The sequence below is a fragment of the Streptomyces sp. NPDC002870 genome (genome assembly GCF_042888505.1).
GTDB lineage: Bacteria > Actinomycetota > Actinomycetes > Streptomycetales > Streptomycetaceae > Streptomyces.
In genome coordinates, this window is sequence record NZ_JBIAPW010000014.1 from 19692 (window position 1) to 43570 (window position 23879).

At 68.0% G+C, this 23879-nt stretch carries 21 protein-coding genes, 1 tRNA gene and 1 pseudogene; 10 read left to right on the top strand and 13 right to left on the bottom strand.

Annotated features, from left to right (window positions below; translation table 11 throughout):
• Nucleotides 1-9 precede the first annotated feature (9 nt).
• From ACFYWY_RS19000 to ACFYWY_RS19020, 5 genes are all read right to left on the bottom strand, one after another.
• Nucleotides 10-1005, bottom strand: a complete 996-nt coding sequence (locus ACFYWY_RS19000; RefSeq protein ID WP_389187547.1) for a hypothetical protein — start codon at nucleotides 1003-1005, stop codon at nucleotides 10-12.
• A 2076-nt stretch (nucleotides 1006-3081) separates the two neighbouring features.
• Nucleotides 3082-3504: a hypothetical protein gene (locus ACFYWY_RS19005; protein WP_389187550.1), complete on the bottom strand. Its 423-nt coding sequence runs from the start codon at nucleotides 3502-3504 to the stop codon at nucleotides 3082-3084.
• A 501-nt stretch (nucleotides 3505-4005) separates the two neighbouring features.
• Nucleotides 4006-4293, bottom strand: coding sequence for a hypothetical protein (locus tag ACFYWY_RS19010; protein ID WP_389187553.1), 288 nt, complete (start codon nucleotides 4291-4293; stop codon nucleotides 4006-4008).
• A gap of 283 nt (nucleotides 4294-4576) precedes the next feature.
• On the bottom strand, nucleotides 4577-4879 hold the full coding sequence (locus ACFYWY_RS19015) for a hypothetical protein (protein ID WP_389187555.1): 303 nt from the start codon (nucleotides 4877-4879) through the stop codon (nucleotides 4577-4579).
• Nucleotides 4879-5310: an ATP-binding protein gene (locus ACFYWY_RS19020; RefSeq protein WP_389187558.1), complete on the bottom strand. Its 432-nt coding sequence runs from the start codon at nucleotides 5308-5310 to the stop codon at nucleotides 4879-4881. Before ACFYWY_RS19020 ends, ACFYWY_RS19015 begins: the two co-directional genes overlap by 1 nt.
• A gap of 122 nt (nucleotides 5311-5432) precedes the next feature.
• On the opposite strand from ACFYWY_RS19020, the gene ACFYWY_RS19025 reads away from it, so the two are divergent.
• A complete protein-coding gene (locus ACFYWY_RS19025) occupies nucleotides 5433-6815 on the top strand; it encodes an XRE family transcriptional regulator (RefSeq protein WP_389187561.1) in 1383 nt (460 codons plus the stop codon).
• On the opposite strand, the gene cutA is transcribed toward ACFYWY_RS19025, so the two are convergent.
• Complete coding sequence (cutA, locus tag ACFYWY_RS19030; RefSeq protein ID WP_389187564.1) at nucleotides 6816-7136, bottom strand: divalent-cation tolerance protein CutA; 321 nt, start codon at nucleotides 7134-7136, stop codon at nucleotides 6816-6818.
• A 297-nt stretch (nucleotides 7137-7433) separates the two neighbouring features.
• Between cutA and mptB the strand changes: the two genes are divergently transcribed.
• The 4 genes from mptB (at nucleotide 7434) to ACFYWY_RS19050 (ending at nucleotide 11446) form a co-directional block, all read left to right on the top strand.
• Nucleotides 7434-8882, top strand: a complete 1449-nt coding sequence (mptB, locus tag ACFYWY_RS19035) for a polyprenol phosphomannose-dependent alpha 1,6 mannosyltransferase MptB (protein ID WP_389187567.1) — start codon at nucleotides 7434-7436, stop codon at nucleotides 8880-8882.
• A 212-nt stretch (nucleotides 8883-9094) separates the two neighbouring features.
• Nucleotides 9095-10417: a glycosyltransferase 87 family protein gene (locus tag ACFYWY_RS19040; RefSeq protein ID WP_389187570.1), complete on the top strand. Its 1323-nt coding sequence runs from the start codon at nucleotides 9095-9097 to the stop codon at nucleotides 10415-10417.
• A complete protein-coding gene (locus tag ACFYWY_RS19045; RefSeq protein ID WP_389187573.1) occupies nucleotides 10312-11238 on the top strand; it encodes a metallophosphoesterase in 927 nt (308 codons plus the stop codon). The genes ACFYWY_RS19040 and ACFYWY_RS19045 overlap by 106 nt, the downstream gene beginning before the upstream one ends.
• A gap of 134 nt (nucleotides 11239-11372) precedes the next feature.
• Nucleotides 11373-11446, top strand: a tRNA-Pro gene (locus tag ACFYWY_RS19050).
• A gap of 239 nt (nucleotides 11447-11685) precedes the next feature.
• Here ACFYWY_RS19050 and ACFYWY_RS19055 read toward each other — a convergent pair.
• Nucleotides 11686-12846: a glycoside hydrolase family 64 protein gene (locus tag ACFYWY_RS19055; RefSeq protein WP_389188015.1), complete on the bottom strand. Its 1161-nt coding sequence runs from the start codon at nucleotides 12844-12846 to the stop codon at nucleotides 11686-11688.
• 103 nt (nucleotides 12847-12949) lie between these two features.
• Nucleotides 12950-13897, bottom strand: a complete 948-nt coding sequence (locus tag ACFYWY_RS19060; protein WP_389187576.1) for a glycoside hydrolase family 16 protein — start codon at nucleotides 13895-13897, stop codon at nucleotides 12950-12952.
• A gap of 467 nt (nucleotides 13898-14364) precedes the next feature.
• Here ACFYWY_RS19060 and ACFYWY_RS19065 point away from each other — a divergent pair, with 467 nt between their 5' ends.
• Entirely contained in the window at nucleotides 14365-14643 is a 279-nt protein-coding gene (locus ACFYWY_RS19065) for a DUF6355 family natural product biosynthesis protein (protein ID WP_389187579.1), read from the top strand.
• A 124-nt stretch (nucleotides 14644-14767) separates the two neighbouring features.
• On the opposite strand, the gene sigJ is transcribed toward ACFYWY_RS19065, so the two are convergent.
• Nucleotides 14768-15652 carry an RNA polymerase sigma factor SigJ gene (gene sigJ / locus ACFYWY_RS19070; RefSeq protein ID WP_389187582.1) on the bottom strand — a complete coding sequence of 295 codons (885 nt, stop codon included), beginning with the start codon at nucleotides 15650-15652 and terminating at the stop codon, nucleotides 14768-14770.
• A gap of 229 nt (nucleotides 15653-15881) precedes the next feature.
• On the opposite strand from sigJ, the gene ACFYWY_RS19075 reads away from it, so the two are divergent.
• A complete protein-coding gene (locus ACFYWY_RS19075) occupies nucleotides 15882-16457 on the top strand; it encodes a TerD family protein (protein ID WP_307662034.1) in 576 nt (191 codons plus the stop codon).
• A 210-nt stretch (nucleotides 16458-16667) separates the two neighbouring features.
• The gene (locus ACFYWY_RS19080; protein WP_389187587.1) at nucleotides 16668-17420 is read left to right on the top strand and encodes a 4'-phosphopantetheinyl transferase family protein; all 753 of its coding nucleotides are present in this window, start codon (nucleotides 16668-16670) and stop codon (nucleotides 17418-17420) included.
• 56 nt (nucleotides 17421-17476) lie between these two features.
• Here ACFYWY_RS19080 and ACFYWY_RS19085 read toward each other — a convergent pair whose 3' ends face one another.
• Together ACFYWY_RS19085 and ACFYWY_RS19090 are read right to left on the bottom strand one after the other, a co-directional pair.
• Nucleotides 17477-17851 carry a nuclear transport factor 2 family protein gene (locus tag ACFYWY_RS19085; protein ID WP_389187590.1) on the bottom strand — a complete coding sequence of 125 codons (375 nt, stop codon included), beginning with the start codon at nucleotides 17849-17851 and terminating at the stop codon, nucleotides 17477-17479.
• Between the two features lie 97 nt (nucleotides 17852-17948).
• Entirely contained in the window at nucleotides 17949-18776 is an 828-nt protein-coding gene (locus tag ACFYWY_RS19090; RefSeq protein ID WP_389187593.1) for a class I SAM-dependent methyltransferase, read from the bottom strand.
• A 70-nt stretch (nucleotides 18777-18846) separates the two neighbouring features.
• Here ACFYWY_RS19090 and ACFYWY_RS19095 point away from each other — a divergent pair, with 70 nt between their 5' ends.
• Together ACFYWY_RS19095 and ACFYWY_RS19100 are read left to right on the top strand one after the other, a co-directional pair.
• The gene (locus ACFYWY_RS19095; protein ID WP_389187596.1) at nucleotides 18847-20718 is read left to right on the top strand and encodes a prolyl oligopeptidase family serine peptidase; all 1872 of its coding nucleotides are present in this window, start codon (nucleotides 18847-18849) and stop codon (nucleotides 20716-20718) included.
• 347 nt (nucleotides 20719-21065) lie between these two features.
• Complete coding sequence (locus tag ACFYWY_RS19100; RefSeq protein ID WP_389187599.1) at nucleotides 21066-21821, top strand: SURF1 family protein; 756 nt, start codon at nucleotides 21066-21068, stop codon at nucleotides 21819-21821.
• A gap of 238 nt (nucleotides 21822-22059) precedes the next feature.
• Here the strand turns inward: ACFYWY_RS19100 and ACFYWY_RS19105 are convergent.
• Both ACFYWY_RS19105 and ACFYWY_RS19110 read right to left on the bottom strand, forming a co-directional pair.
• Nucleotides 22060-23043: pseudogene (locus tag ACFYWY_RS19105) on the bottom strand (hypothetical protein); the annotation flags it as partial.
• A gap of 182 nt (nucleotides 23044-23225) precedes the next feature.
• Nucleotides 23226-23801 (bottom strand): SigE family RNA polymerase sigma factor, encoded by a 576-nt coding sequence (locus ACFYWY_RS19110; protein ID WP_389188018.1) that lies wholly within the window; start codon nucleotides 23799-23801, stop codon nucleotides 23226-23228.
• Nucleotides 23802-23879 lie beyond the last annotated feature (78 nt).

Sequence of the window (23879 nt, forward strand, 5' to 3'; positions counted from 1 at the left end):
CGACCGCGGTTACGTGGATGCGACGAGAGCCCCCGGGAACCGAGGAATCGATCGGTAAACCGCAAACGGGATCATGGAGAGTCCCGGATACTTAGGCATGTCCAGAAAGCCTAGACCGCCTACATGGCGGAGTGTGGCATTGATGTAGCTCGAGAATGCTCCACGAGATACAACGCCATTCCGGTCCACGAAATCCGGGTCCGGCAGCGTTGTGTCCTGCGAGCCATAGTGGCCCACGCTGCCCACCAAGGTCCACTCCTGGACGTCCGTGCCGTACCGCGCGAATAGGATATCCGCCTCGGTGTCTAGATATTGCCGCCCCTCTTGGAGGCGACAGCTAATCAGAGGGTCGGCGGACTCCACGGGGGAGAGGTTCATATGCAGGCCCGGGGTGTACATTCCGCGCGCAACCCGGACCATGGCTCGCATCGAGAAACCATCAAGCGTTCCGCCCTCGTCATCCGACATGACGAAGTCGGGGATCATGTCCTCAAGCTGAGGCTGCAGCGGAGTCGCGTCGCTACCGCGAGGTCGGGGCGACTGTTGCTTCTTCTTCCCCGGGGGAACCACACGCTGTGCGGGAGGGCCGCTAATGCCTTGCAGCCCAAGGTTGGCGGCAGCGAACCCCGCGAAGACGGAAGCCATGTAGCGGGAGTCGAAGAGCGATCCTGGTGCTGAAATTCTGACCAGAGATCCGGGAGGCGTGGTGCGCCTCAGTTCGCCACTATTCCATTGAGTGATATCTGCGGCCTCTTCAGAGATGTCTTTGAGCAGGGATTCTGACTCTAGTGCCGCTTCAAGCATGGGGAAGGTCGAATCCCCCATGGATTTATGTGTGGATCTTTCATTTCCCGTACCTTGGAAATGCTGCGCAAGGGTTCTCGGACCAACGGTACTCCTCTTCTCCGTTCGATCTGTCTCGTGTTCCTCCTCGGCTACGCCTCCATCAAGCTGCGCGAGCATCGCCCGAACTTTGTCAGTGTCCACATACAGGAACTCGCGCAAGATCATAATTCTCCCTCTCTCTCCTTGGTGAGAGTAAAGTCCGAGCGGCGTCACGGACGGTTCTTTCCGGGAAATGAGGGCAGCGGAGTGGTGTTAATGGTATAAAGGTGATCTTTGCTTGAAAGTGTTGGCTGCGGTGAGCGGGGTTCGTGACTTCAGGTGAAGGGTTGGCACCTAGAAGGCCGCCTGAAACACCGCGTGGCTGACATCCACGGCTGACTGTGAGGATGTCGGTGGTGCCGCCTTGGGGGCCTGACTCTCCGTCTGACCGACGCCGTCCGGCTGTCCTGTTGATGATCTGTCGGCCGTCCTGGGCGGTGCCGCCCCGTGCGCGGCCGGTCGGGCGTCTGTGACCTCATAGGAGCCCGGCCAAAGGTCCCATCACAGTCTTGTCCTGCCGCCCGACCGGCGCGCGCCGTCCCTCACGCGTCGCACGGAAGGACAGCAGCAACAGCATTGAGCGGCTGTAGGCGGCACCGTTGCCCATGGCGCGTCCAGGTGCAACGGCGGCCCGGGCGAACTTACAAGGCAGGTGTCGGCGACGTCGCCGTGCCAGATCCGTGCGAGATCGAGTGGTCAGCCACGGTCAATTGGGGTGTGAGGCGGTGCAGGCAAGCGCCGACAGGTCAGCGCTGTTGTCCGCCTGTTGACCAGCCAAGACCGGCCTGTGATCGGCGCCAGGCTTACAAAGCAGCCATCAACTATGGTCGTTCATCGCGTCCAAGCACTCCAGCACAGAAGTGCCAGGGCTACCAACAGCAACGCGACAGTGAGGCACAAAGCGTAGTACCTCCGACGCAAACGCTCCTGGCTGCGCTTATATAGGAAAATTCGGGTGTCAAGAATTTGGAGGCGGGCGTGCTCGCCTTCGGTGGCCATGTACTCGCGCAACCGCATAGGGTCCAGAGACGATTTTGTCGGTAGGTGCAGAGCTCCCACTGCTGCTGCGGCCGCAGCAGTGGCTGCGAAAACCAGGGCCCACTTCTCCAAATCCGTGGGCTGTTCCTTCTGACGAACGATGAGAGCAGCAATTACCCCCGCAAAGCCGATAAGGGTACCACTTCTTGCGCTAAGACTCTCAGCCAATTCTTGCTGTCTATCGGCATCTCGGTGGAATTCTTCAGCGACGGCTGGCAGTGAAGGGAACTGGGGGCCTCGCTTACGAAGCTTGGACAGCCACTTAATCATGGAGAAATTGTGCGGCATCCCAAGCCGCTCTGCCTTGAGGTCATATGCGTGTCGTAGTCGGCCAAGCCTATCTACGCTGCCAGGCCACATCGACGATCAGCGTGACGTCACCCGGCCCCGTTCGGCGGGTGGACCGAACGAACGCTCGGGATCGACTTCGTCGCCAGCCCTCAGAACCATCCCGCCGGTAGTTCGCATCGAAGGGAGCAGGTCGGCAGGCACGTGACTCGGCCATCATGGGCGCGAGCGCCAGAAGCGCAACCGTTCACGAACGACCTTCTCCAAGAAGGGCGTCATACGGATCACGTTCCATCCGGGCGGGGCCGTGCGTGGGTCGTCCGAGGATGCACACGGGTGTCGAACAACGACCAATAACGACAGGAGCCCATCGAACTAGTTCCAGAACTGGCGGGCGGTGAACCAGGGTCAATACAGGTCACAGCGCAGCGGCCGGTAGCCAGTCCGTAGACCAGTGGTTCTGCAGCTCAACGCTGGAACCGTGCATCAGCGATCAGTGATTCCCAGGCTGAGTGGCCAGCAGGCAGCCTGCTGCCCTAGACAGGTGCGGAAGCCTGTCCCTTGTTTGCTGCGCCAACTCCGGTCCCGTGACCTGTGATGCGCTGCACTATGCGAGGCTCGGCCGACACCGATCATGGGCGGCAGAATTACTGGTCAGCTTTTTTGCTTCGCCATTTAGCGATGGCAGTGGCTGCTCCTGCCACAGCAGCCCCCGCAGCCAAAGTGATACCGCCCGCACTCAGACCAATAGACGTGACCACTGACGCAATAGATGCGACACCCGTTGCGCCAGCTCCTACAATGGCACCGATGTCCTTCGACCGCTCATGCGAGCCACCAGGCGCTACATCAGGCCCCGCCTCACCGTTCTCATGATCCATTGACGTTCGCCCCTGCTGCCGCGGATGAGAGAAGGATACCCATGCCGATGAGATTCAACACTGCGACATGCTTCCAACTCTTGATCTTCCCATTCCCGTCGTAACAGATCTGACGAACGAACACCGGAATTACGCTGTAGCCAAGGAATAGGACTGCAAAACCAATGCCGACTTGGATCGTGGCAGTAGGTTTCTCATTATGACTGGCGGTCAAGACAAGGACAACCAGTGCAATCGACGCGGTTACTACCCAATCGATCCACCAGACTGCGTCTTCAATCTTGAATGCGTGTCTTTTTCGGCCTGACGGCCTACTTGGATCGGGTGGCGGCTCACGCGAAACAAATTTGAGCCAAGCCTGCAGAATCACGACCGCTAGCGCAAGGCTCAACGCGCCGACGAGCACCTTCAAGCCATCTCCCGGATAGGAACAATGGTGCGATTACCGCCCTCATGGGCCTACATCGGGCAGGATAACGACTCAGCATCCCAGAGGAAGCCCGAACCTGAAATCCGGCGCCAAGTAAGCTGCCAGCCTAGGAAGTTGCGAACTCGACCTACTCCCTGCTTGCCACCACGGCGTAGGCCACGCCTTAGTCCTACCGAACGAAGGATGGCGCGTGCCACAGCCGTGCCAGGTGCAAGGGTCCGCCTCGGTCAATCAGGGGAGCAAGCGGGCGGAGCCGTGATCGCCGCGCCAGGCCGAGCTCAGTCAGGCGCGTTCATCGTCGTTCACTAAGGAGCGGCGCTGAGCTTCCATCGAGCGCTCGCACCGCCGTGAACCCTGATGACCGGCCCCGGACAGGTCGCGTAGCGACACCAACAGACCTGGAAAGCGTGCGCGCCGGCATGGCGCGCCCCGTTGATACAGCCATCGAGACTCCACTGGCCTTTAGGAGAAATCACTGCTGGCTCAACTCGCCTTGCCAAGCCGAGCAACAGCACGCACCAGTGCCGCCACGTCGTGAGCTGCTGCCGCCGACAGCACCAGCCGCACCATCCCGGCCCCGTCCACGTTCGTCCCGGCCCGCCATTTGAGTCCCGCCGTGTCGAACCCCGCGCTCTCCAACGCCGCCGCCAACTCTGCGCCGACATCCGCCGCATCACGCCAGCCGGCCACGTAGTCGACCCCACGCACCCACATCACGTCGTCAGGATCGAACGGCTCGCCCTCGAAATCCGCGTCCTCTGGGTCGTGCATCCGCTTGCAGTCCCTTCCCCGTCGCTGGCTCAACTCCGACCATGAAAGGGCTCATCGATCATGGACACGACGATGCCCCCGGTACCATCGGCACCGGGGTTGCATCTGCGCCCCAACCCGGACCGCCCCCGAATGCTTCCAGGCCAAGGGGGCGGTCCGGCCTGCATCCGGCCTACGTAGACCAGACGCTAAAAGGCTGACGAGTAGGGATCACTGATCACCGCCAACGGCACATAGACCGCGATCCAGAAGACGACGATTCCGAAGGCGCATAATCGCTGCCTCATGAGTCCGCACCACCACTTCGCGCGTTGACCAGAGCGGCACGGTAGAACGCGGTCGTGATTCCGCGGAAGCCTGTGTGCCCGAGAGCGCCCGCGTGCCGCAAGCACCAAAGCTCGGGCTCGTCCTTTGTTTCCGCCGCGTCGGAGGACTCGCCGCATGTCGTGCATTCGGCCTCGTAGACAGGGCCGCTGCCTTGCTTGTCCGTGCTCAACGTCCAGTCGGCGAACCGCATCACCGGGCGAGTTCTCGCCGACTGGCTCTCCAACGCGCCAGCGTCCACAGGCTTCTGGGTGCCGTCCATCAACGGTCTCCCTCCTGAGGCGGGACGGTCATCAGAGCCCATACGGCCTTGCCGACTCCCCCGCGTTCGCTTACGCCCCACCGGTCCGCTAGCACGCCGACCAGAACGAGCCCTCGGCCGCATTCCGAGTCACCGGCAACGACATGCTTGTGAGGCCACTCATCAGCGGCGTCGTGCACCTCGATGCGGAGGTCCTCGCCAGCCAGTTGAAAGCGGGTTTCGATCTCACGTCCCGGCGAAACGTGCGCATGCCGGACCGCGTTCGTCACCAGTTCCGAGAGCACGACCAGAGCCGTGTCCTCAATCTCTGCCAGGCCCCAGGCTGCGAGCGCCTTGCGCAGCTCGACGCGGGCCAGGCCGACACACCGCGGATGGCGAGCCCATCGGCACACCATCTCCGGGCCGTTCAGCGCATCCTGTCGCTCCTGCATGCCTCAGAGGATGGGCGTCTCAACGCCTCTTCGATTCCCGGCGATAGGGGTACCCATGATGGGTAAACTCCGCGCGGAGAATCACTGATATTCCTTGTGCCCAGGCAGATTCGGGGAAGCGCGTGTCAGGAGCCCTCTCACCAACGGCGTTACCGGCCCATGTTCTTGGCCGCACCGATGTGCAGGCCGCGCTGAAGCGGCACGACTTCGGGCAGGTCTTCAAGCTGGCCCGGCAATGGGGCGGGATCAGCTTCCTGAAAATCGCCGACGCGTGCGACATCAAGCCGGAACGAGTGGGGAAGCTGGCGCGAGGCGACGGCGCGATCACCACCTACGAGAAGATCGCGTACATCGCGGACGCCCTGGGCATCCCCGGACACATGATTGGGATGGCACCGCGCCCATGGGAGCAGGCATCAACGCCCGCACCCGCAAGCCGCCCGGAGCTGATCTCTCCCCTCGCGACTGTCGCCCCAAGAATTGCGGATGTTCCGGAGACCGATGATCTGGGAACCGTCGATCTCGAAGGAGACGAAGTGCAGCGCAGGAGGTTCCTCGCAGCGTCCCTAGGCATCGCCACCAGTGCGGCCATGACGCCAGGAGCCACAGCCGGCCGCCGCATCGGGCAGCGGCAGGTGCAGCACCTACAGCGGCGCACTATCCGTCTCCGCAGCCTCGATGACGTACTCGGCGGAGCCGACACCCGGCACATCTACCGCGCCGAGCTCGGCACCACGATGAACCTGTTGCGCAACGCCTCGTACACGGAGACCACCGGCCGACAGCTCCTCAGTCTGGTGGCCGAGCAGGCGCAGCAGGCAGGCTGGGCAGCGTTCGACGCGGGCCGTCAGACCGAGGCATCAGCCCTCTACGAGAAGGCCTTTCAGGCAGCGACAGAAGCCCGAGACGCGGCGCTGGCAGGCAACTCTCTCGCGTTCCTCGCATACCAGCAGGTCAGCACCGGAACGTCTGGAGTGGCAACCGCTGCCGCATCCTGCGAGACAGCCAGCGCGGACGCACCCCCGACTGTCCGGGCCCTTCTCTTTGAGCGTCGCGCTTGGGCCCATGCCAAAGCGGGCCAGGCCAAGGAGACCGAGCAGGCGCTCGGCCAGGCCGAAGAGGCGTTGACAGGCAACGGCAGCGACCGTCCTGGGCCCGACTGGTCGTCGTGGGTCGACACCCGCGAACTCCAGATCATGAAGGGCCGCTGCTGGACCGAGCTGCACCGGCCGCTCCGAGCTGTTCCCGCTCTCGAAGCAGCTCTGGCCGACTTCTCCGATGCCCACGCCCGCGACAAGTCGCTGTACCTCACCTGGCTGGCACACGCGTACCTGGACGCCGGTGAAGTCGAGCAGTCAGCAACAGTGATCACCAAGGCCATGGATCTCTCCACCGGAATCGGCTCCGTCCGGCCCCAACAGCGCGCGAACGAGTTCCTGCTCAGGCTTCAGCCGCACCGGACGATCGCGCCCGTCGCCGAACTCCTGGACCGCGCGGCCATGTGATCACTCGGCAACGCTACGGGCGATCCAGTCCAGGCCGGCCGCAGAGCCCGCCACGATGGGCACCGCGTTGATCTCGGGGTTCTTCCACGGGTGGTGCTCCAGCAGGTGCGCTTCAAGTTCGGGGTACCGAGCCGCCGTTGTCTTGAAGATCACCTGCCACTCCTCGCCCTCTCCGAACTCGCCCAGGTGCCAGAACACCGAGGTGACAGGGCCGACCACCTGTGCACCCGCAGCCAGACGTGTCTCTGTCGCACCCTTGGCCAGTGCCACCGCTGCCTCACGGCTCTCCGTCGCTGTGTACACCTGCACGCACTCAGTCATGAGCGAGAGCCTAGGGCGGACCACGACCCGCCAACCAGGGGCCGCAATGCGTGCAGCTCAGAGCCACCGCGTGACAGCAGCCCGACCAAAGAGGCTATGAAGAAGGCTTGACTGTGGTCATGGGCCAAGTGTGTCAGGTGCCGCGACGTCCCTGCCCGCGCATTTTCCTGGCGGCGCCGTGGAAGGGCGCGCCGTATGTGGCCGTCCGTACGTTCGTAATATGGCCGACATACGGCAGCCGCTCGATGGCGATGCCTGCGTCGCCTTTAGGACACCGCCCGTTGACAGTCTGCCCAGATGCCAGCCGTCCCCGTCCCCCTCGACACCCGCCGCTGCCAGCTGCTGGGGCTTCTGGGCTCTGCCACGCTCGCCGCGGGTGGCGTGACCGCGGGCGCGGTACCCGTACGGGATGTGCTCGCCCCCGAGTCCGGCCGGGCCGCGATCGGCCTGGTCGCCGCGTACTTCGGACTCGTACTGCTGGTCGCTGCCTGGGCGCTGCTCGGTCGAAGGGTGCGCGGTCCCGAGCCGCCGGGCCGTCGCACTCTGCTGCTCACACTCGGGCTGTGGGCCGCGCCCTTGCTGCTGGCGCCGCCGCTTTTCAGCCGAGACGTGTACAGCTATCTCGCGCAGGGCGCGATGGTCGACGCGCAGATCGATGTGTACGCGAACGGGCCCTCCCGGCTCGGCGGGCCGCTGAACGCCGAGGTGGCGCCGCTGTGGCAGCACACCCCGACTCCGTACGGACCGCTGTTCCTCGCTTTCGCGTCCGCTATAGCCGACTTCTCCCGTACCGAGGTGTTCACCGGGGTCCTCGGCATGCGGCTGGTAGCGCTGCTCGGGGTCGCCGTGATGGTCCTCTGTCTGCCCACGCTGGCCCGGCACTGCGGCGCTGACCCCGCCACCGCGCTCTGGCTCGGGGCGCTCAACCCGCTGGTGCTGCTGCATCTCGTCGGTGGGGCGCACAATGACGCGATCATGCTCGGGCTGCTGGGCGCGGGGCTGGTGGCGGCGCTGGGCCGGTGGCCGATCCTGGCCGTCGTACTGGTCACCCTCGCCGCGCTGGTGAAGGCCCCGGCCGCGCTGGGGCTACTGGCCATCGCCCTGCTCTGGGGCCGCCATCTCGCGGGCCGTACCCCTCCTTTGAAGGCCCCGCGCCTGAAGGCCGCGCTGGCCGTGCTCGGAGTCTGCGCAGCGACGACGGCGGCGACAACGGCCGTTGCGGGCACGGGATACGGGTGGATAGCCGCCCTCGACACCCCGGTCTCGCCGCAGAACTGGTCGATCACCTCGTCACTCGGCCGGATGACGGGCGCGCTGCTGGAGAGCGCGGGCAGCGGCCTGGCTCAATTCGCCGCCCCTGCCTGGCACTTGGCGGGGCTGGCCGCCACCACCGTAGCCATACTGATCGCCTGGCGGCGTCATCTGCTGCGCCCGGTGTACGCACTCGGGCTGAGCCTGACCGCGGTGGCCGTCCTGGGACCCGCGATACGGCCCTGGTACGTGCTGTGGGGCCTGTTCCTGATCGCCGCAGCCGGGCCCGACAGGCCGGTGCGCCGAGCGGTCGCCGTGGCGAGCGCCGTACTGGCCCTGGCCGTGCTGCCCAATGGCTTCGCACCGGAGGGGCCGCAGGTGGCGCTGGCGACCTTCGGCGGGATCCTCGCGGTGCTCGCGCTGTGGTGCATGCACCGTCTCGCGGGACGGGCCTCGTCCCGCGCCGGGTCCGGACCGCTGGGGACCGCCGCATGAACCGGCCGGTCTCGCACGAACCAGCGAGCACCACGTGAATCGGCGAGCGCCGCGTGAACCAGCGAGCGCCACGTGAACCGGGAAGCGCCGCATGAATCGGGGAGCGCCGCATGAATCGGGGAGCGCCGCATGAATCGGGGAGCGCCGCATGAATCGGGGAGCGCCGCATGAAAGAGAGTCCGCATGAAGGGGTGCCCCGCATGAGGGGGAGCATGACCTTGCCGACGAGCACGCACGGACGGCTGCTCCTGGTCACGGGGCTCGCGGCTGCCGTCGGGCTCTTCCTGGCGACGGTCCCGCTCCACCGGGACTGGTTCGACCTCGGCGTCTACTACGGAACCGTCGACAGCTGGAAGCACGGCGGGAGCATCTACGAGTATCTGGTGCCCGGGACGCACTACGGCTTCACCTATCCGCCGTTCGCAGCCCTGTGCATGCTGCCGATGACCCTGGTCGACTGGCCGAGCGCCGTCGCGATCAGCACGCTGCTCAATCTCGCGGCGGCGGGCGCCATCCTGTACTGGACGGTCGGCGCCGCCGTCCGCCGGCAGGGCTGGTCCCGGTGGTTCGCCTTCGCCGTTGCGGGCTGTCTGTTCGTCCTGCTGGAGCCGGTCCGCGACACGTTCAGCTTCGGCCAGGTCAATCTGCTGCTGCTGGCGCTCGTACTCACCGACGCGTGGCTGCTGTCCACGGGCCGCGAGCGGTTCGCGGGCCTGGGAATCGGCCTCGCCGCCGCGATCAAGCTCACCCCCGCCATCTTCATCGGCTATCTGCTGGTCACCCGGCGCTGGCGTGCCGCCGCCACGGCCTCGGGCGTCGCGGTCACCGCGACGCTGCTGGCCCTGTGGGCCGCCCCCGAAGCGTCCCGCGTGTACTGGACCGAGGCGATGTGGGACACGGACCGCGTCGGTTCGCTCGCGTACGTCTCCAACCAGTCCTGGCAGGGAGTCCTGGCCCGGCTCTCGGAACCGGGCGCCCCCAGCCGCCTGGTGTGGGCGGTCGGCGTGATCGTGCTCCTGTGCGTCTGGGCGTGGCGCGCACGCCGCGCGGTCGCCGCGGGCGACGAGATGGCGGGCTTCGCCCTGACCGGCCTCACTGCCTGTCTCATCAGCCCGGTCACCTGGGTGCACCATCTGGTCTGGCTGTTCCCGGCTCTCGCCGTACTCATGGACGCCGGCCTGCGCCACGGGAAGGACGACCCGAGGCGACGGCGGCTGCTGACGTGGGCCGTAGCGATCTACCTGATTCTGTGCAGCAGCGTCGTATGGCTGTGGAGCTGGGACGCCACGGGTGTCGACGGCTTCCTCGGCAGCAATACGTACGTCTGGATCTCGCTCGGCCTGCTGCTCGCGCTCCCCCTGCGGGAAGGTGTGCCCGCGGCGGCCGCCCACCCCCTCCCCCGGCCTGCGGGGTCTGCAACGATGGGCGCATGCGCGCACGCTACGGAGTACCACTGGGAATCACGGCAGTCGGCGCGGCCGGCCTCGCCTACGCCGCCGGCTTCGAGGCCCGCTCCTTCCGCCTCCGACGGCTGACGGTTCCGGTGCTGCCGCAGGGGATGCGGCCGCTGCGCGTACTCCAGGTCTCCGACATCCACATGGTCAGCGGCCAGCGCAAGAAGCGCGCCTGGATCCAGTCGCTCGCGGGCCTGCGCCCCGACTTCGTGGTCAACACCGGCGACAACCTGTCCGACCCGGAGGCCGTTCCGGAGGTCCTGGACGCGCTCGGCCCGCTGCTCGGATACCCCGGCGTGTACGTCTTCGGCTCCAACGACTACTACGGCCCCCAGCTCCGTAATCCTGCCCGCTATCTCTTCGAGAAGGCCCAGGGCCAGCACGGCCTGAACGGCAACGCCCCGGCCGTCGGCGTGGTCCACAACCCGTGGGAGGGGCTGCGCGACGCCTTCGACGCGGCGGGCTGGGTGGGCCTCAACAACACCCGCGGCCACCTGAAGCTGGACGGCTACGAACTCGCCTTCACCGGCCTGGACGACCCCCACATCAAGCGCGACCGCTACGACCTCGTCGCGGGCGGCCCGGAAGCGGGCGCCGACCTGTCACTGGCCGTCGTACACGCGCCGTATCTGCGCACGCTCGACGCCTTCACTGCGGACGGCTACCCGCTGATCCTGGCGGGCCACACCCACGGCGGGCAGCTGTGCCTCCCCTTCTACGGGGCGCTGGTCACCAACTGCGACCTGGACACGGCCCGCGCGAAGGGCCTGTCCACCCACCGGTCCGGCGAGAACGTCTCATACCTCCACGTCTCGGCGGGCTGCGGCACGAACCGCTACACCCCGGTGCGGTTCGCGTGCCCGCCGGAGGCGACGCTGCTGACGCTGACGGCGCGGGACTGAGATGCGGGGCCGAGACGGGGACGGGGCACCGAAGTGGGCACCGGATGGGGCCCTGGCGGGGGCGCGAAAACCGGATTTCGCCTGCGGGCGCGGGTGGGCTAAAGTAATCGATGTCGCCGCGACGTCGGTGACATCGGGGTGTAGCGCAGCTTGGCAGCGCGCTTCGTTCGGGACGAAGAGGTCGTGGGTTCAAATCCCGCCACCCCGACAGAGAAAACACCAGGTCAGGCACCTACTGAAAAGAGTAGGCGCCTGGCCTGTTTCGCGTGCGGGGCCGCGCTGGGAGACATCTGGGAGAAGATCTTGGAATTTCTCCCAACAGGCCGCGGCACGGCCGTGGAGTTCGTCTGCACGCCGACGGCCGCGGACTTCGAGGAGGTGCTCCGCGCCGGGCACCCGCTGTGCCGTGTGGCCCACCGTCACCCAGCTGGACCGTCAGCCGCGTGATCAGCTGAACGGGTCGAGCGTGATGTACGCCTGCTGCGGGTTACCGTCGTGCACCAGCGACTCATGGGCGCCGACATCGTCGAAGGCGAAGGCGTACGCCTTGCCGTCCACCATCTGCGCGTGGATCTTCCGCGCGAAATGGTTGGTCACCACGTCCTTGTAGAAGCCCGCTGAACTCGCGTCCGGCTGGTTGGGGTTGCTCAGAAGCGTGGAGCGGTTGTAGCCCGCGCACAGCGTGCGGGAGATCGGGCCGCGCACCTGGTCGTTCGGGGCGTCGAGCAGCTTGTAGCAACCGAAGATGCTGTCCGAGTCCGGCTTCTGGAAGGAGGTGACGACCGCCCCGGAGCTGTTGGTGAAGTTCATGGTGTTGCCGGAGACCCTGCCGTAGTACTTGACGTTCGGCTGGTCGGCGAACGGAGTGACCGTCAGCGTCGAGGTTGAGTACTTGCTCCACACACGGTTCACGTAGTCGTTCATGACGCTCGCGGGCAGAGCGCCCGACGCGATCCCGTGGCCGGGCGCCAGCGCGCGCAGCACTGTGCCGTCGGAGCGGGTCTGGATCAGATCGGCCCAGCCGCCCGGCTGGCCCCGGAGCGCGTTGAAGAAGCCGTTGTACCCGCCCGGCTTAAGACGCCCTGTGCTCTTGGTGGTTCCGTCGGGGCGTTTGACGCCAACGGCGTAGGGAGCCGAGAACATATCGACCTGTGTGCTGTTGATCCACAGGCCGGAGTCATTGAGTGTGTACTCGGACCAGTTGAACAGGATGTTCCTGTTCGGGTCGCTGGGATTTTGGACCGCGGGCTGTACGAGGCCACCCGTCGTCAGCTTGAAGATAAGCTTTTGTCCGTACGAGAAGTAGATCCGGCCCGAGAACTTCGGTATCCGGATGGTCTTCGACTGGCCCCTTGCCGGGCCGGCGATCGAGGCGTCGGGCGCCGGGGTGGGCGGATTGCCCCCGGCAGGCCAGGGGTGGAAGGTGCCGTTCGCGTCGGCCCAGCCCTGCTGACCCGTCGAGAGCCGGGTCCCGATGTTGTAGACGTAAATCTGTTCACTGCGGCCGGAGTTGTTCGTGAAGGTGAGCGGGATGGTCGCGGGGACAGCGGCTTCGGTGGTTTCTTCGGCCTCGGAGGCTCCGGCGGGTGCCGTGGGGCCCACCGTCATCAGTCCCGCGGCGCCCAGCATCGCCGCGATGAGCGGCACCAGCAGCTTTCGTCTCAGCTTGACGGGCACGTGGCGCTCCTTGTTCAGAGGGATAGGGGCACGATCACCGGGGCAGGGTCGTGGAGTCGATGTACGCGTTGACCGCGGCCTGCGGCTGGTCGCGTGCGGGTCCGTCCAGCGGATCCCAGGTGTTGGTGTGCCAGACGTTCTGCATGAAAGCGGACGGCTTGCCGGGGATACGGGAGGCCGGGCCCCGGTAGTCCCACAGGATGTTCTTGGTGCCGTCGTTGTTGTACGTCCAGAACGTCACTGAACCGGGCTGCCAGTCGAACATGTAGGTGTGGAACTGCGTCGCGGAGTTGAATCCGGCGATCGGTTTGACGCTCGCGGGGCTGTTCTCGCCGGGCTGCGGGCTCTGGCAGGACCCACCGAGCGTGGTGACGTAACAGTTGTACAGAACCGTTCCCGTACGCATGTCAATGGCGCGGGAGATCTTCCTTACCGCGCCGGTGCTGTCGCTGTAGTCGGTCCACAGGGTGAGCCAGATGACATGCGGCTGGGCGCAGAGCACCTCGACGTCGATCTCGTCGTTGTCGGGAAGTCCGTTGCCATTGGCGTCGGAATGGTCGGACGCATAGGTGAAGGTGCCGGTGACGACGCCCAGGCGCCCTTGTCCGGAGCAGTCGGCGGTGCGAAGACGCGAGCCGTAGGTGCCATAGCGATACGTCTTGTCGTCGCTGGTGATCTCCACCCCGTTGCCGGGACCGACGCCGGGGCGGGCGGCCAGCTGCATCCGCAGGGCCTTGCTGTCGTTGGCACCGGACATCGTGACCACGCCGACGGTGCCGCCGGACGCGGAAGTTTTCGAGAAGTAGGGGGAGTTGCCCGTCCAGTTCTCGACGCGTGGCGCGGCGGAAGCGGGGGTGATCGCGAGCATTAACGCCGCGGCGGCCGCGGCGACCACCCCGAGTCGGCGCGAACGCAGCCGGGTTTGACGGGCGAGCCGGCAGTTGTTGGGGGACGCGTGGGGTGGCTGGGGATAACGGTCCATGACCTCTGCCTCGTGGGGGGCGTGGATGCTGACGAAGTCGTGAGAGCGCTCTCAGAATGAGAGGACACGGGCAACCTGTCAATGGTCCAGACAAAGCCGCAGCCTGACGCGTCCGCGCCGCACAGTGCCGGGCGGGGGGGGGCGGATGAGACCGGATAAGTCTTCCCCATAAGTCTTCCCCGCCGGTCCGGTCCGCGCCGCTGACCGCCGCCGTGACACAAGGGCACGCGCTTGCCCGAGCATCTTCGAGCGGGGTCGTGCGTGCTGGCCGAGCAGGGCACTTGGTCGTTCTCGCCCCTGCCCAGACGAGGGTTTGTCGCAGTTCAGGTGCATTCGAACCCGATCTGGTGAAGTCCTTCATTCGTACGAGCTAGATCAACTACTACCGAGAGTGAGAACTGGAACGCTCTACGTGTGCACAACTCATCCTGTGCTCGGGCATCGCGCCCTCAAGAAGGAGTTGACCCATGAGCGTTCGCCGTTCCCTGCCGGCCGTCCTCGGTGCCGTGACCCTCATCCTCGGACTGTCCACAGCCGCCGCGCCGTCAGCGGCCGCCGACCCCTGCGGCTTCTACTCGACCTCCAGTGACGCGTACTACAACCACTGCACGAGCGACGGCTCGCGCGTGGTCATCGAAGTGGAGGTATGGGGCCCCAACTACGAGCGATGCGTGGGCCCTGGCATCACCTGGCTGGGATCGGCTGACACGATCGACGGCGCATGGTACGTCGGGCGCACTTGCTGACCACTGGTTACAGGCGTCCCAACTGGCTATTTCGGTCACAGACGGCTGCAACACTCTCCTGTTGTCGCAGCCGTCTGTGAAGCCTGGGTGTCCCAGGTGTCCAGCTGCCGGGTCCGCCCGCCCGTCAGTCGTCGAGGAACGCCAGGTCGAGTCGGCGCAGGCGTTCGGGGTCGGCGAGGATGTCGATTTCTACGATCCTTCCGTCCGTGACCGTGAAAGCCATGACCGCCAGCGGTTTTCCGTCGGGAGCCGTGACGAGACCCGCGGCGCCGTTCACCAGGGCCGGCTTCGCGAAACGGGCGAACTTGGAGAAGAGCAGGGCCTGCGAGGCCACCGCCTGCGCACCGCGCACCCGCTTGGACACGCCCAGCGGCACAGTGCCGTAGTCCGCGCGGAGCAGGACGTCCGGGTCGAGGACGGCGACCAGGGCGTCGAAGTCGCCGCCGCGCGAAGCAGCGAGGAAGGCGTCGACGACCTCGCGCTGGCGGGAGAGGTCGGCCTCGGGGACCGTGGCCGATCCCTGGACCCGGCGGCGGGCACGGCTCGCGAGTTGCCTGGCCGCCGTCGGGGTCCGGCCCACGATCGCGGCGATGTCGTCGAAGGGCACGGCGAACATGTCGTGGAGTACGAAGGCGAGCCGTTCGGCTGGGGCGAGCGTGTCGAGTACGACGAGCAGTGCGAGGCCGACCGAGTCCGCCAGCAGCGCTTCCTGCTCGGGCTCGATCCCGTCGGCGCGGCTCACGACAGGGTCGGGCACGTACACGTCAAGGGGATCCTCGCGCCGTGACCTGCGGGAACGGAGCATGTCCAGGCACACCCGCCCGACGACCGTCGTCAACCATGCGCTCAGGTTGTTCACGTCGCTGGTGTCGGAACGGCTCAGCCGCAGCCACGCCTCCTGGACGGCGTCGTCCGCCTCGCTCAGCGAGCCGAGCATCCGGTACGCCACCGCCCGGAGGTCGGCGCGGTTGGCCTCGAATCGCTCCGCCAGCCAGTCGTTCTCGTCCATCGGCCACGATCTCCTCGTTTTGGTCCGTCATAAGCAATGACGAACGAAGCCGAGCCGATGTGACGAGAAGACGCAATGAGGTGCTGATGAGACGAGAAGGAGCAGGTGGGGAGGGTGAGGGCGGCATACGAGGGATCGCGGGAACCAGGGCTTGCGGCCGCTCGTTGCCCCCATGGGCAAAGGAATCGTCAAGAGGCGCGGCCCGCGCCGGATTGCGCAGGGGATTTCCATGGGTGTCAGCCTTTCCAAGGGCGGCAATGTCTCGCTCACCAAGGAGGCCCCGGGCCTGACCGCGGTCGTGGTGGGCCTGGGCTGGGATGTACGGAGCACCACCGGGACCGACTTCGACCTCGACGCCAGCGCCCTGCTGGTCGACGCCAACGGCAAGGTCGTGTCCGACCAGCACTTCGTGTTCTTCAACAACCTCAAGAGCCCGGACGGCTCCGTCGAGCACACCGGTGACAACCTCACGGGTGAGGGCGAGGGCGACGACGAGCAGATCAAGGTCAACCTCGCCGGCGTGCTGCCCGAGGTCGACAAGATCGTGTTCCCGGTCTCGATCCACGAGGGCGAGAGCCGTCAGCAGTCCTTCGGCCAGGTGCGCAACGCGTTCATCCGCGTGATCAACCAGGCCGGCGGCGCCGAGCTCGCGCGCTACGACCTGAGCGAGGACGCCTCGACCGAGACCGCGATGGTCTTCGGCGAGCTCTACCGCAACGGCGCGGAGTGGAAGTTCCGCGCGGTCGGCCAGGGTTACGCCTCGGGGCTGCGCGGCATCGCGCAGGACTTCGGCGTCAACATCTGATCCGCCGATAGCCGTTCCGTCCGGCTCGTACGCGCTCGTGCGGCTCGTACGCGCTCGTCCGGCTGTTCAAGGGTCTGATCCTCGGCGAGGGTCAGACCCTTGGCGCGCCTCAGGGCCGCTCGGGGTCCGTTTCAGCGGGCGTACCGCGCCTGGGGTGCCCGGGTCCGCATTCTCCTCCATAGCTGAGCGCGATCACCGATCATGGACAGCATGCCGACCGACACACCCACCGACCGCACACCGCATGACGACGGCGAGACACCCCGCGACCGCGAGGCGCCCACCGACCGTGACACCGCGGCGGCCCTGCCGGGCGTGGAGCTGCTCTGGTCGGGGCGGGTCGCCGACCACGCCGCGGACGCCGCGGCCCACCGGCACCTTCTCGACGCGGAGGAGTCCGCGCGGCTGGACGCTTTCCTCCGGGACGCCGACCGAGACGCCTACGCTGTGGCGCATGTGGCGCTGCGCCGGCTGCTCGGCGAGCGGCTCGGGCAGGCCCCGGAAGCGGTCACGCTGTCGCGCGAACCCTGCGCCCACTGCGGCGGCCCGCACGGGCGGCCCGTCGTACCCGGCAACGCCGTGCACTTCTCGCTGTCGCACACCAGCGGCCTGGTGATGATCGCCCTGGCCGGGGCACCGGTCGGCGTCGACGTCGAGCGTGTCCCCGACCCCGACACGGTCGCCGACGTCGCGTCCCAGCTGCACCCGCGGGAGCGTACGGAACTGGCGGCGCTGCCGGCGGCACAGCTGCCCGCCGCGTTCTCCCGCTGCTGGACCCGTAAGGAAGCCCTGTTGAAGGCGACCGGCGTCGGGCTGAACGAGGATCTGTCGCTCACCTATGTGGGGGCCGGGTCCCAACCGGCCGCGAACGACGACTGGTTGCTGGCCGACCTGCCCACGGACCCCGGCTACACGGCAGCCATCGCCGTACACATCACCGGGGCCGGCGCGGCGTTTTCGTAGGCCGCGACTGTGGACCTCAGGAGTGGCACCGCGGTGATCCGGCTGCCGTCGGCCTCTCAGTAGCGCGCGACCAAGTGCTCGCGGCCGGGGGGTGGTTCGTACGCCTCGGGCCAGAAGTCCGTGATCGCAGTGATCCGGCCCTCCTCGTCGCCGGTGAAGAAGGTGATCGCATACATCTCCTCCAGCCCCACGACGACGTGCACCCAGGTCACGACCTGGTCGCCGTCGGCGACGATGCGCTGGACGCGTATGTGCCAGTCGCCCGGGTACTCCCGGTTGAACTGGACGTACTTCTCCTTGCCGTGAATCCGCTCGCGGGTCTGCGGCAGGTCGTAGAGCACGTCCTCGCCGAGCGTGGACGCGAACGCGGCCCAGTCGCGTGCCTCCGCAGCCGACCAGTAGCTCTCAACTGTCTTGCGCAGTTCGGTCATACGGGAAGTGTGCACGGTGGCACTGACAATCGGCCCTGCGCCGGCACTGATCAGGCCTTTCGATGCTCAGGCTCTTCGATCTCAGGCCCCTCGGCGCTCAAGCCTTCGAGACGCGCAGCGAGTACATCAGCGGGATCCGCGGGCGGTCGGCCGGGAAGCGGTAGTAGCCGTCGTCGTGGCGCATGAGCGTGCCGAAGCGTCCGAAAAGCGAGATGTCGTGCTCGTGCAGGAAGTCCAGGCGCAGGCCCGCGGCGATCAGCGCGGAGACGACCTCGCCGATCGGGTGCTGCCATTCGACGCTGCGGTTGTGGACGGTCGCCGCGTCGAAGTCGGCGTACGTGCCCGGCGTCTGGTCGATCCAGGCGTCGCGTGCGAAGTAGTCGTTGACGATCCGCGAGCCGGTCGCATCGTCCAGGACGTCGGTGAGCGGATGGAACTCGGCGAGATAGAGGAAACCGCCGGGCGCGACGAGGGACGCGGCGGTCTCGGCCCAGCGGGTTATGTCCGGCAGCCAGTTCAGCGCGCCGACGCCGGTGTAGGCGATGTCGTACGAGGAGTCGGGGACGGCTTCGGCGGCGTCGCAGACGTCGGCGGCGACGAACGCGGCGCGGTCCGGGCCGAGTCCGAGCTCCGCGGCCAGACCGCGGGCCGTCTCGACGGCCGGCTCCGAGAAGTCCAGGCCCACGACGTGCGCGGCGCCGCGACGGGCCCAGCACAGGGTGTCCAGGCCGATGTGGCACTGGAGGTGGAGGAGCGTACGGCCGGTGACGTCACCGACCTCGGCGACCTCGAAATCACGCAGGACGTCCTTGCCCGAACGGAAGGCGTCCAGGTCGTAGTAGTCGCTCGCCACATGTATCGGAACGCGTTCGTCCCAGCGGGAGCGGTTGGCCTCGCGCCAGTCCCCGGGGGTCGGAGAGTACATGCAGACGAAGTTATCCACAGGCTGAGGACGGCGCGAACGGATTGTCGGGGGCCCGGCGCAGAATGGGGTCATGACTGAGATCACTGACTCCACGCCGGAGCTGCCCGGCACGACCGAGCTGCCCGGCATGGCTGACTGGGAGAAGCGCTTCCGTGCGCCACGCGTCTCCCTGCCCGACTGGGCGGAGGACGCGCCGCACCGCTCGCTCTTCGTGTCGAATGCCACGGGGACGTATGAGCTGTATGCCTGGGACCGGGCGACCGGCGAGCAGCGGCAGGTGACGGACCGGCCGAACGGCACGACAGACGGGGTGCTCTCCCCCGACGGCTCGTCGATCTGGTGGTTCTCGGACAGCGACGGGGACGAGTTCGGGGTGTGGATGCGGCAGCCCTTCGGCGGCGGGGAGGACGAGCCCGCGGCGCCGGGGCTCGAGCCTTCGTACCCGGCGGGGCTGGCGATCGGCCGGGACGGCACCTCGGTGGTCGGCCGGTCGACCGACGAGGGCGGCACGACGATCCATGTCGTACGGACCGGTGCGGAGCCGGTCGAGATATACCGGCACCGGCAATCGGCCGGGGTCGGCGACCTGTCGCGCGACGGGACGCTGATCGCGATCGAGCACACCGAGCACGGGGACGCGATGCACTCGGCGCTCCGGGTGTTGCGCATTGGGGGCACCTCCCACGCCGAAGGCGGTGGGGGAGGCTCCCCGGTGGCCGAGCTGGACGACACGAAGGGGGGCACGGAGGAACTCGGTCTGGAGGTTCTCGGCTTCGCTCCGGTGGACGGCGACACCCGGCTGCTGATCGGGCATCAGCGGCGCGGTCGCTGGGAGCCGATGATCTGGGACGTTGCGTCGGGCGAGGAGACCGATCTCGCGATCGACCTGCCGGGCGATGTGAACGCCGAGTGGTATCCGGACGGCACCGGGCTGCTGGTCGCGCACAGCTTCGAGGCGCGGGGCGAGCTGTGGCGGTACGACCTGGCGACGCGTGCGCTGGTGCGGATACAGACGCCGGCCGGTTCAGTCTCGGGCGCGACGGCCCGGCCGGACGGGGAGGTGGAGTACCTGTGGTCCTCGGCCGCGCTGCCGCCGCAGGTGCGCTCGACCGCGGGCGGGGTGGTGCTCGATCCGCCCGGGATGAAGGCGCCGGAGTCGGTGCCGGTGGAGGACGCCTGGGTGGAGGGACCGGGGGGTCGTATTCATGCGCTGGTGCAGAGGCCTGCGGGTGCGACGGGTCCGCTGCCGACCGTCTTCGAGATCCACGGCGGCCCCACCTGGCACGACAGCGACGCCTTCGCGGCTGGGCCGGCAGCCTGGATCGACCACGGGTACGCGGTGGTGCGGGTCAACTACCGCGGTTCGACGGGGTACGGACGGGAGTGGACGGACGCGCTCAAGCACCGGGTCGGGCTGATCGAGCTGGAGGACGTCGCGGCGGTCCGGGAGTGGGCGGTGGACTCCGGGCTCGCGGACCCGGAGAAGCTGATCCTGGCGGGTGGCTCCTGGGGCGGCTATCTGACGCTCCTCGGCCTCGGCACCCAGCCGGAGGCGTGGGCGCTGGGGCTGGCGGCGGTTCCGGTCGCCGACTACGTCACGGCGTACCACGACGAGATGGAAGCCCTGAAAGCGATGGACCGCACGCTGCTGGGCGGCACCCCGGAGGAGGTGCCTGACCGGTTCGAGGCCTCGTCGCCGCTGACGTATGTGGACGCGGTGCGGGCGCCGGTCTACATCTCTGCGGGGGTCAACGACCCGCGCTGCCCGATCCGCCAGGTCGAGAACTATGTGGACCGGCTGGCGGCGCGCGGCACGGTGCACGAGGTGTACCGGTACGACGCGGGGCACGGCTCGCTGGTGGTGGAGGAGCGGATCAAGCAGGTGCGGCTGGAGATCGCCTTCGCGGCGGAGCACCTGGGGCAGGGGGCGGACCTGGGCTAGGGATACAGCGCGGAGGAGCCGGCGCCGGGGCGGGGGCGCGCCCGGGACGGGGGCGGTGCCGGGCGGGGACGCGGAGGTGCCGGGACGTAGAGGTGGCGGGACGGAGACGTGGCGCCGGGACCTGGGAGGGCGCCAGGGCCGGGTGGACGCGCCGGGACTGGAGGGGCACCGGGCAGGGACGCGAAGGCTGGGACGGGAGGTGGAAGCCGGGACCGGGAGGTGGTGCCGGGACCAACAGTGCCGGGACGGTGGTGTCGGGACCTGGCCGGGACGGTGCTGCCGGGACCGGCGGGGTCGGGCAGGGGGGTGGGCCGAGAGGCTGCGGGCACATTCCGTACCGTGGGGGTGTGTACCGGTTCCTGCTGACGCCCCGCTGGTGGGGGATCAATATCTTCGTCGTGCTGGCGATCCCCTTCTGCGTCTTCATGGGCTCCTGGCAGCTCGGCAAGTTCGAGGACCGCGTCGACACGCACGAGGAGGCCAAGCAGCAGCCGGCGCCGGGTGAGCAGAAGGCCGCGCCCCTCGACGCGCTGCTGCCCGTCGACAAGGAGACGTCGGGGCGGCAGGCGATGGCCACCGGGCGGTACGGGAAGCAATTCCTCGCCCCGGACCGGGAGTTGGACGGCGAGCGCGGCTCGTATGTGCTGACGCTGCTCAAGACCGACGGCGGCCGGACCCTCCCGGTGGTCCGCGGCTGGCTGCCCAAGGGCGAGTCGGTCCCGGCCGCGCCGGTCGGCCAGGTCACCGTGACCGGGGCGCTGCAGGCCTCCGAGACCCCGGGCACGGACGGGGTGCACACGGCGGGCGGGCTGCCGGGCGGGCAGCTGGGGATGATCAGCGCGGCCTCGCTGGTGAACCTGGTGCCGGACGATGTGTACGACGCGTGGGTCACGCTGGCCGATGCGGACAGCGGGCTGAAGGCTGTGCCCGCAGCCGCGCCCGAGGGCAGTGGGCTGGACCTCAAGGCGTTCCAGAACCTGGGTTACACCGGGGAGTGGTTCGTCTTCGCCGGCTTCGTGCTGTTCATGTGGTTCCGGCTGATGCGACGCGAGGCGGAGGCGGCGCGGGACCGGCAGCTGGGCTTGGAGCCCGAGCCGGTGTAGTTGGACTCGCCCCGGCGTCCCAAGCTCAGCCCGGTGCCATCTCGCCCGGCCCAGCGCCGTCCGGCGCCATCCCGCCCGGCCCAGCGCCGGCCCAGGGGCTCGCCCGGGCCCGGCGCCCCAATCCCAGCCCGGCCCAGCGTCGGCCCGGCGGCTCGCCCGGCCCAGCGCCAGCCCCGGCACCAAGCCCGGCCAAGGCCCCACACCCACACCCACACCCGCGGCCCCCGCGCCGCGTCCCTCACTCTGCGTTCAGGACACCCGTGCGGTAGATCGTGCCCGAGCACGCGTTGGGGATCGTCGTCTCCGCGCTCGGCGCGCCCGGCTCAGCCGTGTGGGTCACCGTGACGCTGCCGTCCGCCGTGCCGCCGTCCTCGCTGCCGAGCTGGGTCTGGTTGTTCTCCGCGGCCGTGCCCGTGCCGGCGCTCGCGCCCGACGAGCCGCCGTCCGAGGGGGTCGGGTCGGGTGAGGCGCCGGTGGTCGGACAGCCGTCCGCCGGGACCCAGGCGAACCTCACCTCGTACGCCGTGTCGGGCTTCAACGTCAGCGTGGCCGCCTCCTGGGAGGGGTCGGGCAGGCCGGTCGCCGCGTCGCCCGCGGTGTGATCGAGCACACTGATCTTGGCGGAGTCGGCCGCGCCCAGCGCCTGGAAACCGACCGCGCCGTCGCCGCTGACCGCGCAGTCGGTCTCGGAGACATTGGCAATGCGGAAGGTGCCGTACACCTTGCCGTCGGCGTCGGGCTTGGCTGCCTGCGCCGAGGTGACGCCGAGCTGGCCGGCGGCGCAGGGCGAGGTCACTGCCACGGTGCCCCGCGGGTTGACCACGCCGCCTGTCGTGCCGTCCGTGGCGCCGGAGGGCTTCTCCCCCGGCGTCTGGGTCGCGCCGCCCTGGTTCTGCCGGCTGCCCTGGCTGCCGGCGGAGAATTCGTCGGAGCCCGACTCGCCGCCCGCGTCACCCGTCTCGGACCCGGTGCCGCCCTGCGCCTGTTCGCCGTGTCCGGCGTTGACGGGGCGGGCGTCGTCGCCGCCGCTGGAGTTCGCCACATGGACGAAGGCGGGGACCGCGGTGCCCATCAGCAGCGCCGCGGCAGCCATGCCTACGAGCGCCTGCCTCTTACGGGCGCGCCTTGCGGGGACCGCCCTTCGCAGATGGTCGAGGGCGCCGTCGGAAGGCTTGAGGTCCTCCACGGCACCTTGCAGCATCCGGCGCAAGGCCACTTCGTCCCCGCCAAGCCCCTCACCGGGCACCTGCCCGAGGCCGCTCAGCTCATCTTCCGGCCCGTTGTTCACAATTCCGTTCCCAGTCCGGTCGTCAAACGGCCCGTCCGGCCCATACCGCTCAAACCTGTCCAACCTGCGCAATCCGTGCATTCCGTGCAACCTGTGCCACTTCCGACCGTGCCCGCTCATGCCGTGGCCTCCATTGCGACGCGCAGCGCCGCGATGCCCCGAGAGCCGTACGCCTTCACCGAGCCCAGGGAAATGCCCAGCGTCTCGGCGACCTGGGCCTCTGTCATATCGGCGAAGTACCGCAGCACCAGCACCTCGCGCTGGCGGCGCTGCAGTCCGCGCATGGCCTTGATCAGCGCGTCCCGCTCCAGTTGGTCGTACGCCCCCTCCTCCGCGCTCGCCATGTCCGGCATCGGCTTGGAGAGGAGCTTCAGCCCCAGGATGCGGCGGCGCAGCGCGGACCTCGACAGATTGACCACGGTCTGGCGCAGATACGCCAGGGTCTTCTCCGGGTCCCGTACGCGGTTGCGCGCGGAGTGGACGCGTATGAACGCCTCCTGGACGACGTCCTCGCAGGAGGCCGTGTCGTCCAGCAGGAGGGCCGCAAGACCGAGCAGCGACCGGTAGTGGGCTCTGTAGGTCTCAGTGAGGTGATCGACGGTGGTGCCCGCAGCCATCGTTTCGTCAGCGCCCTCGCGCTGGGACGGTATGCGGGTGGTGCGGGACGTGGGCATCGGAGCGATCACCGGCATGCCGCCGGGCGGGCGGGGCCTGCGGAGCGGGCGCACCGATGCGCCGCGAACCGGGACCACCCCTGTGATGTCGAGAAC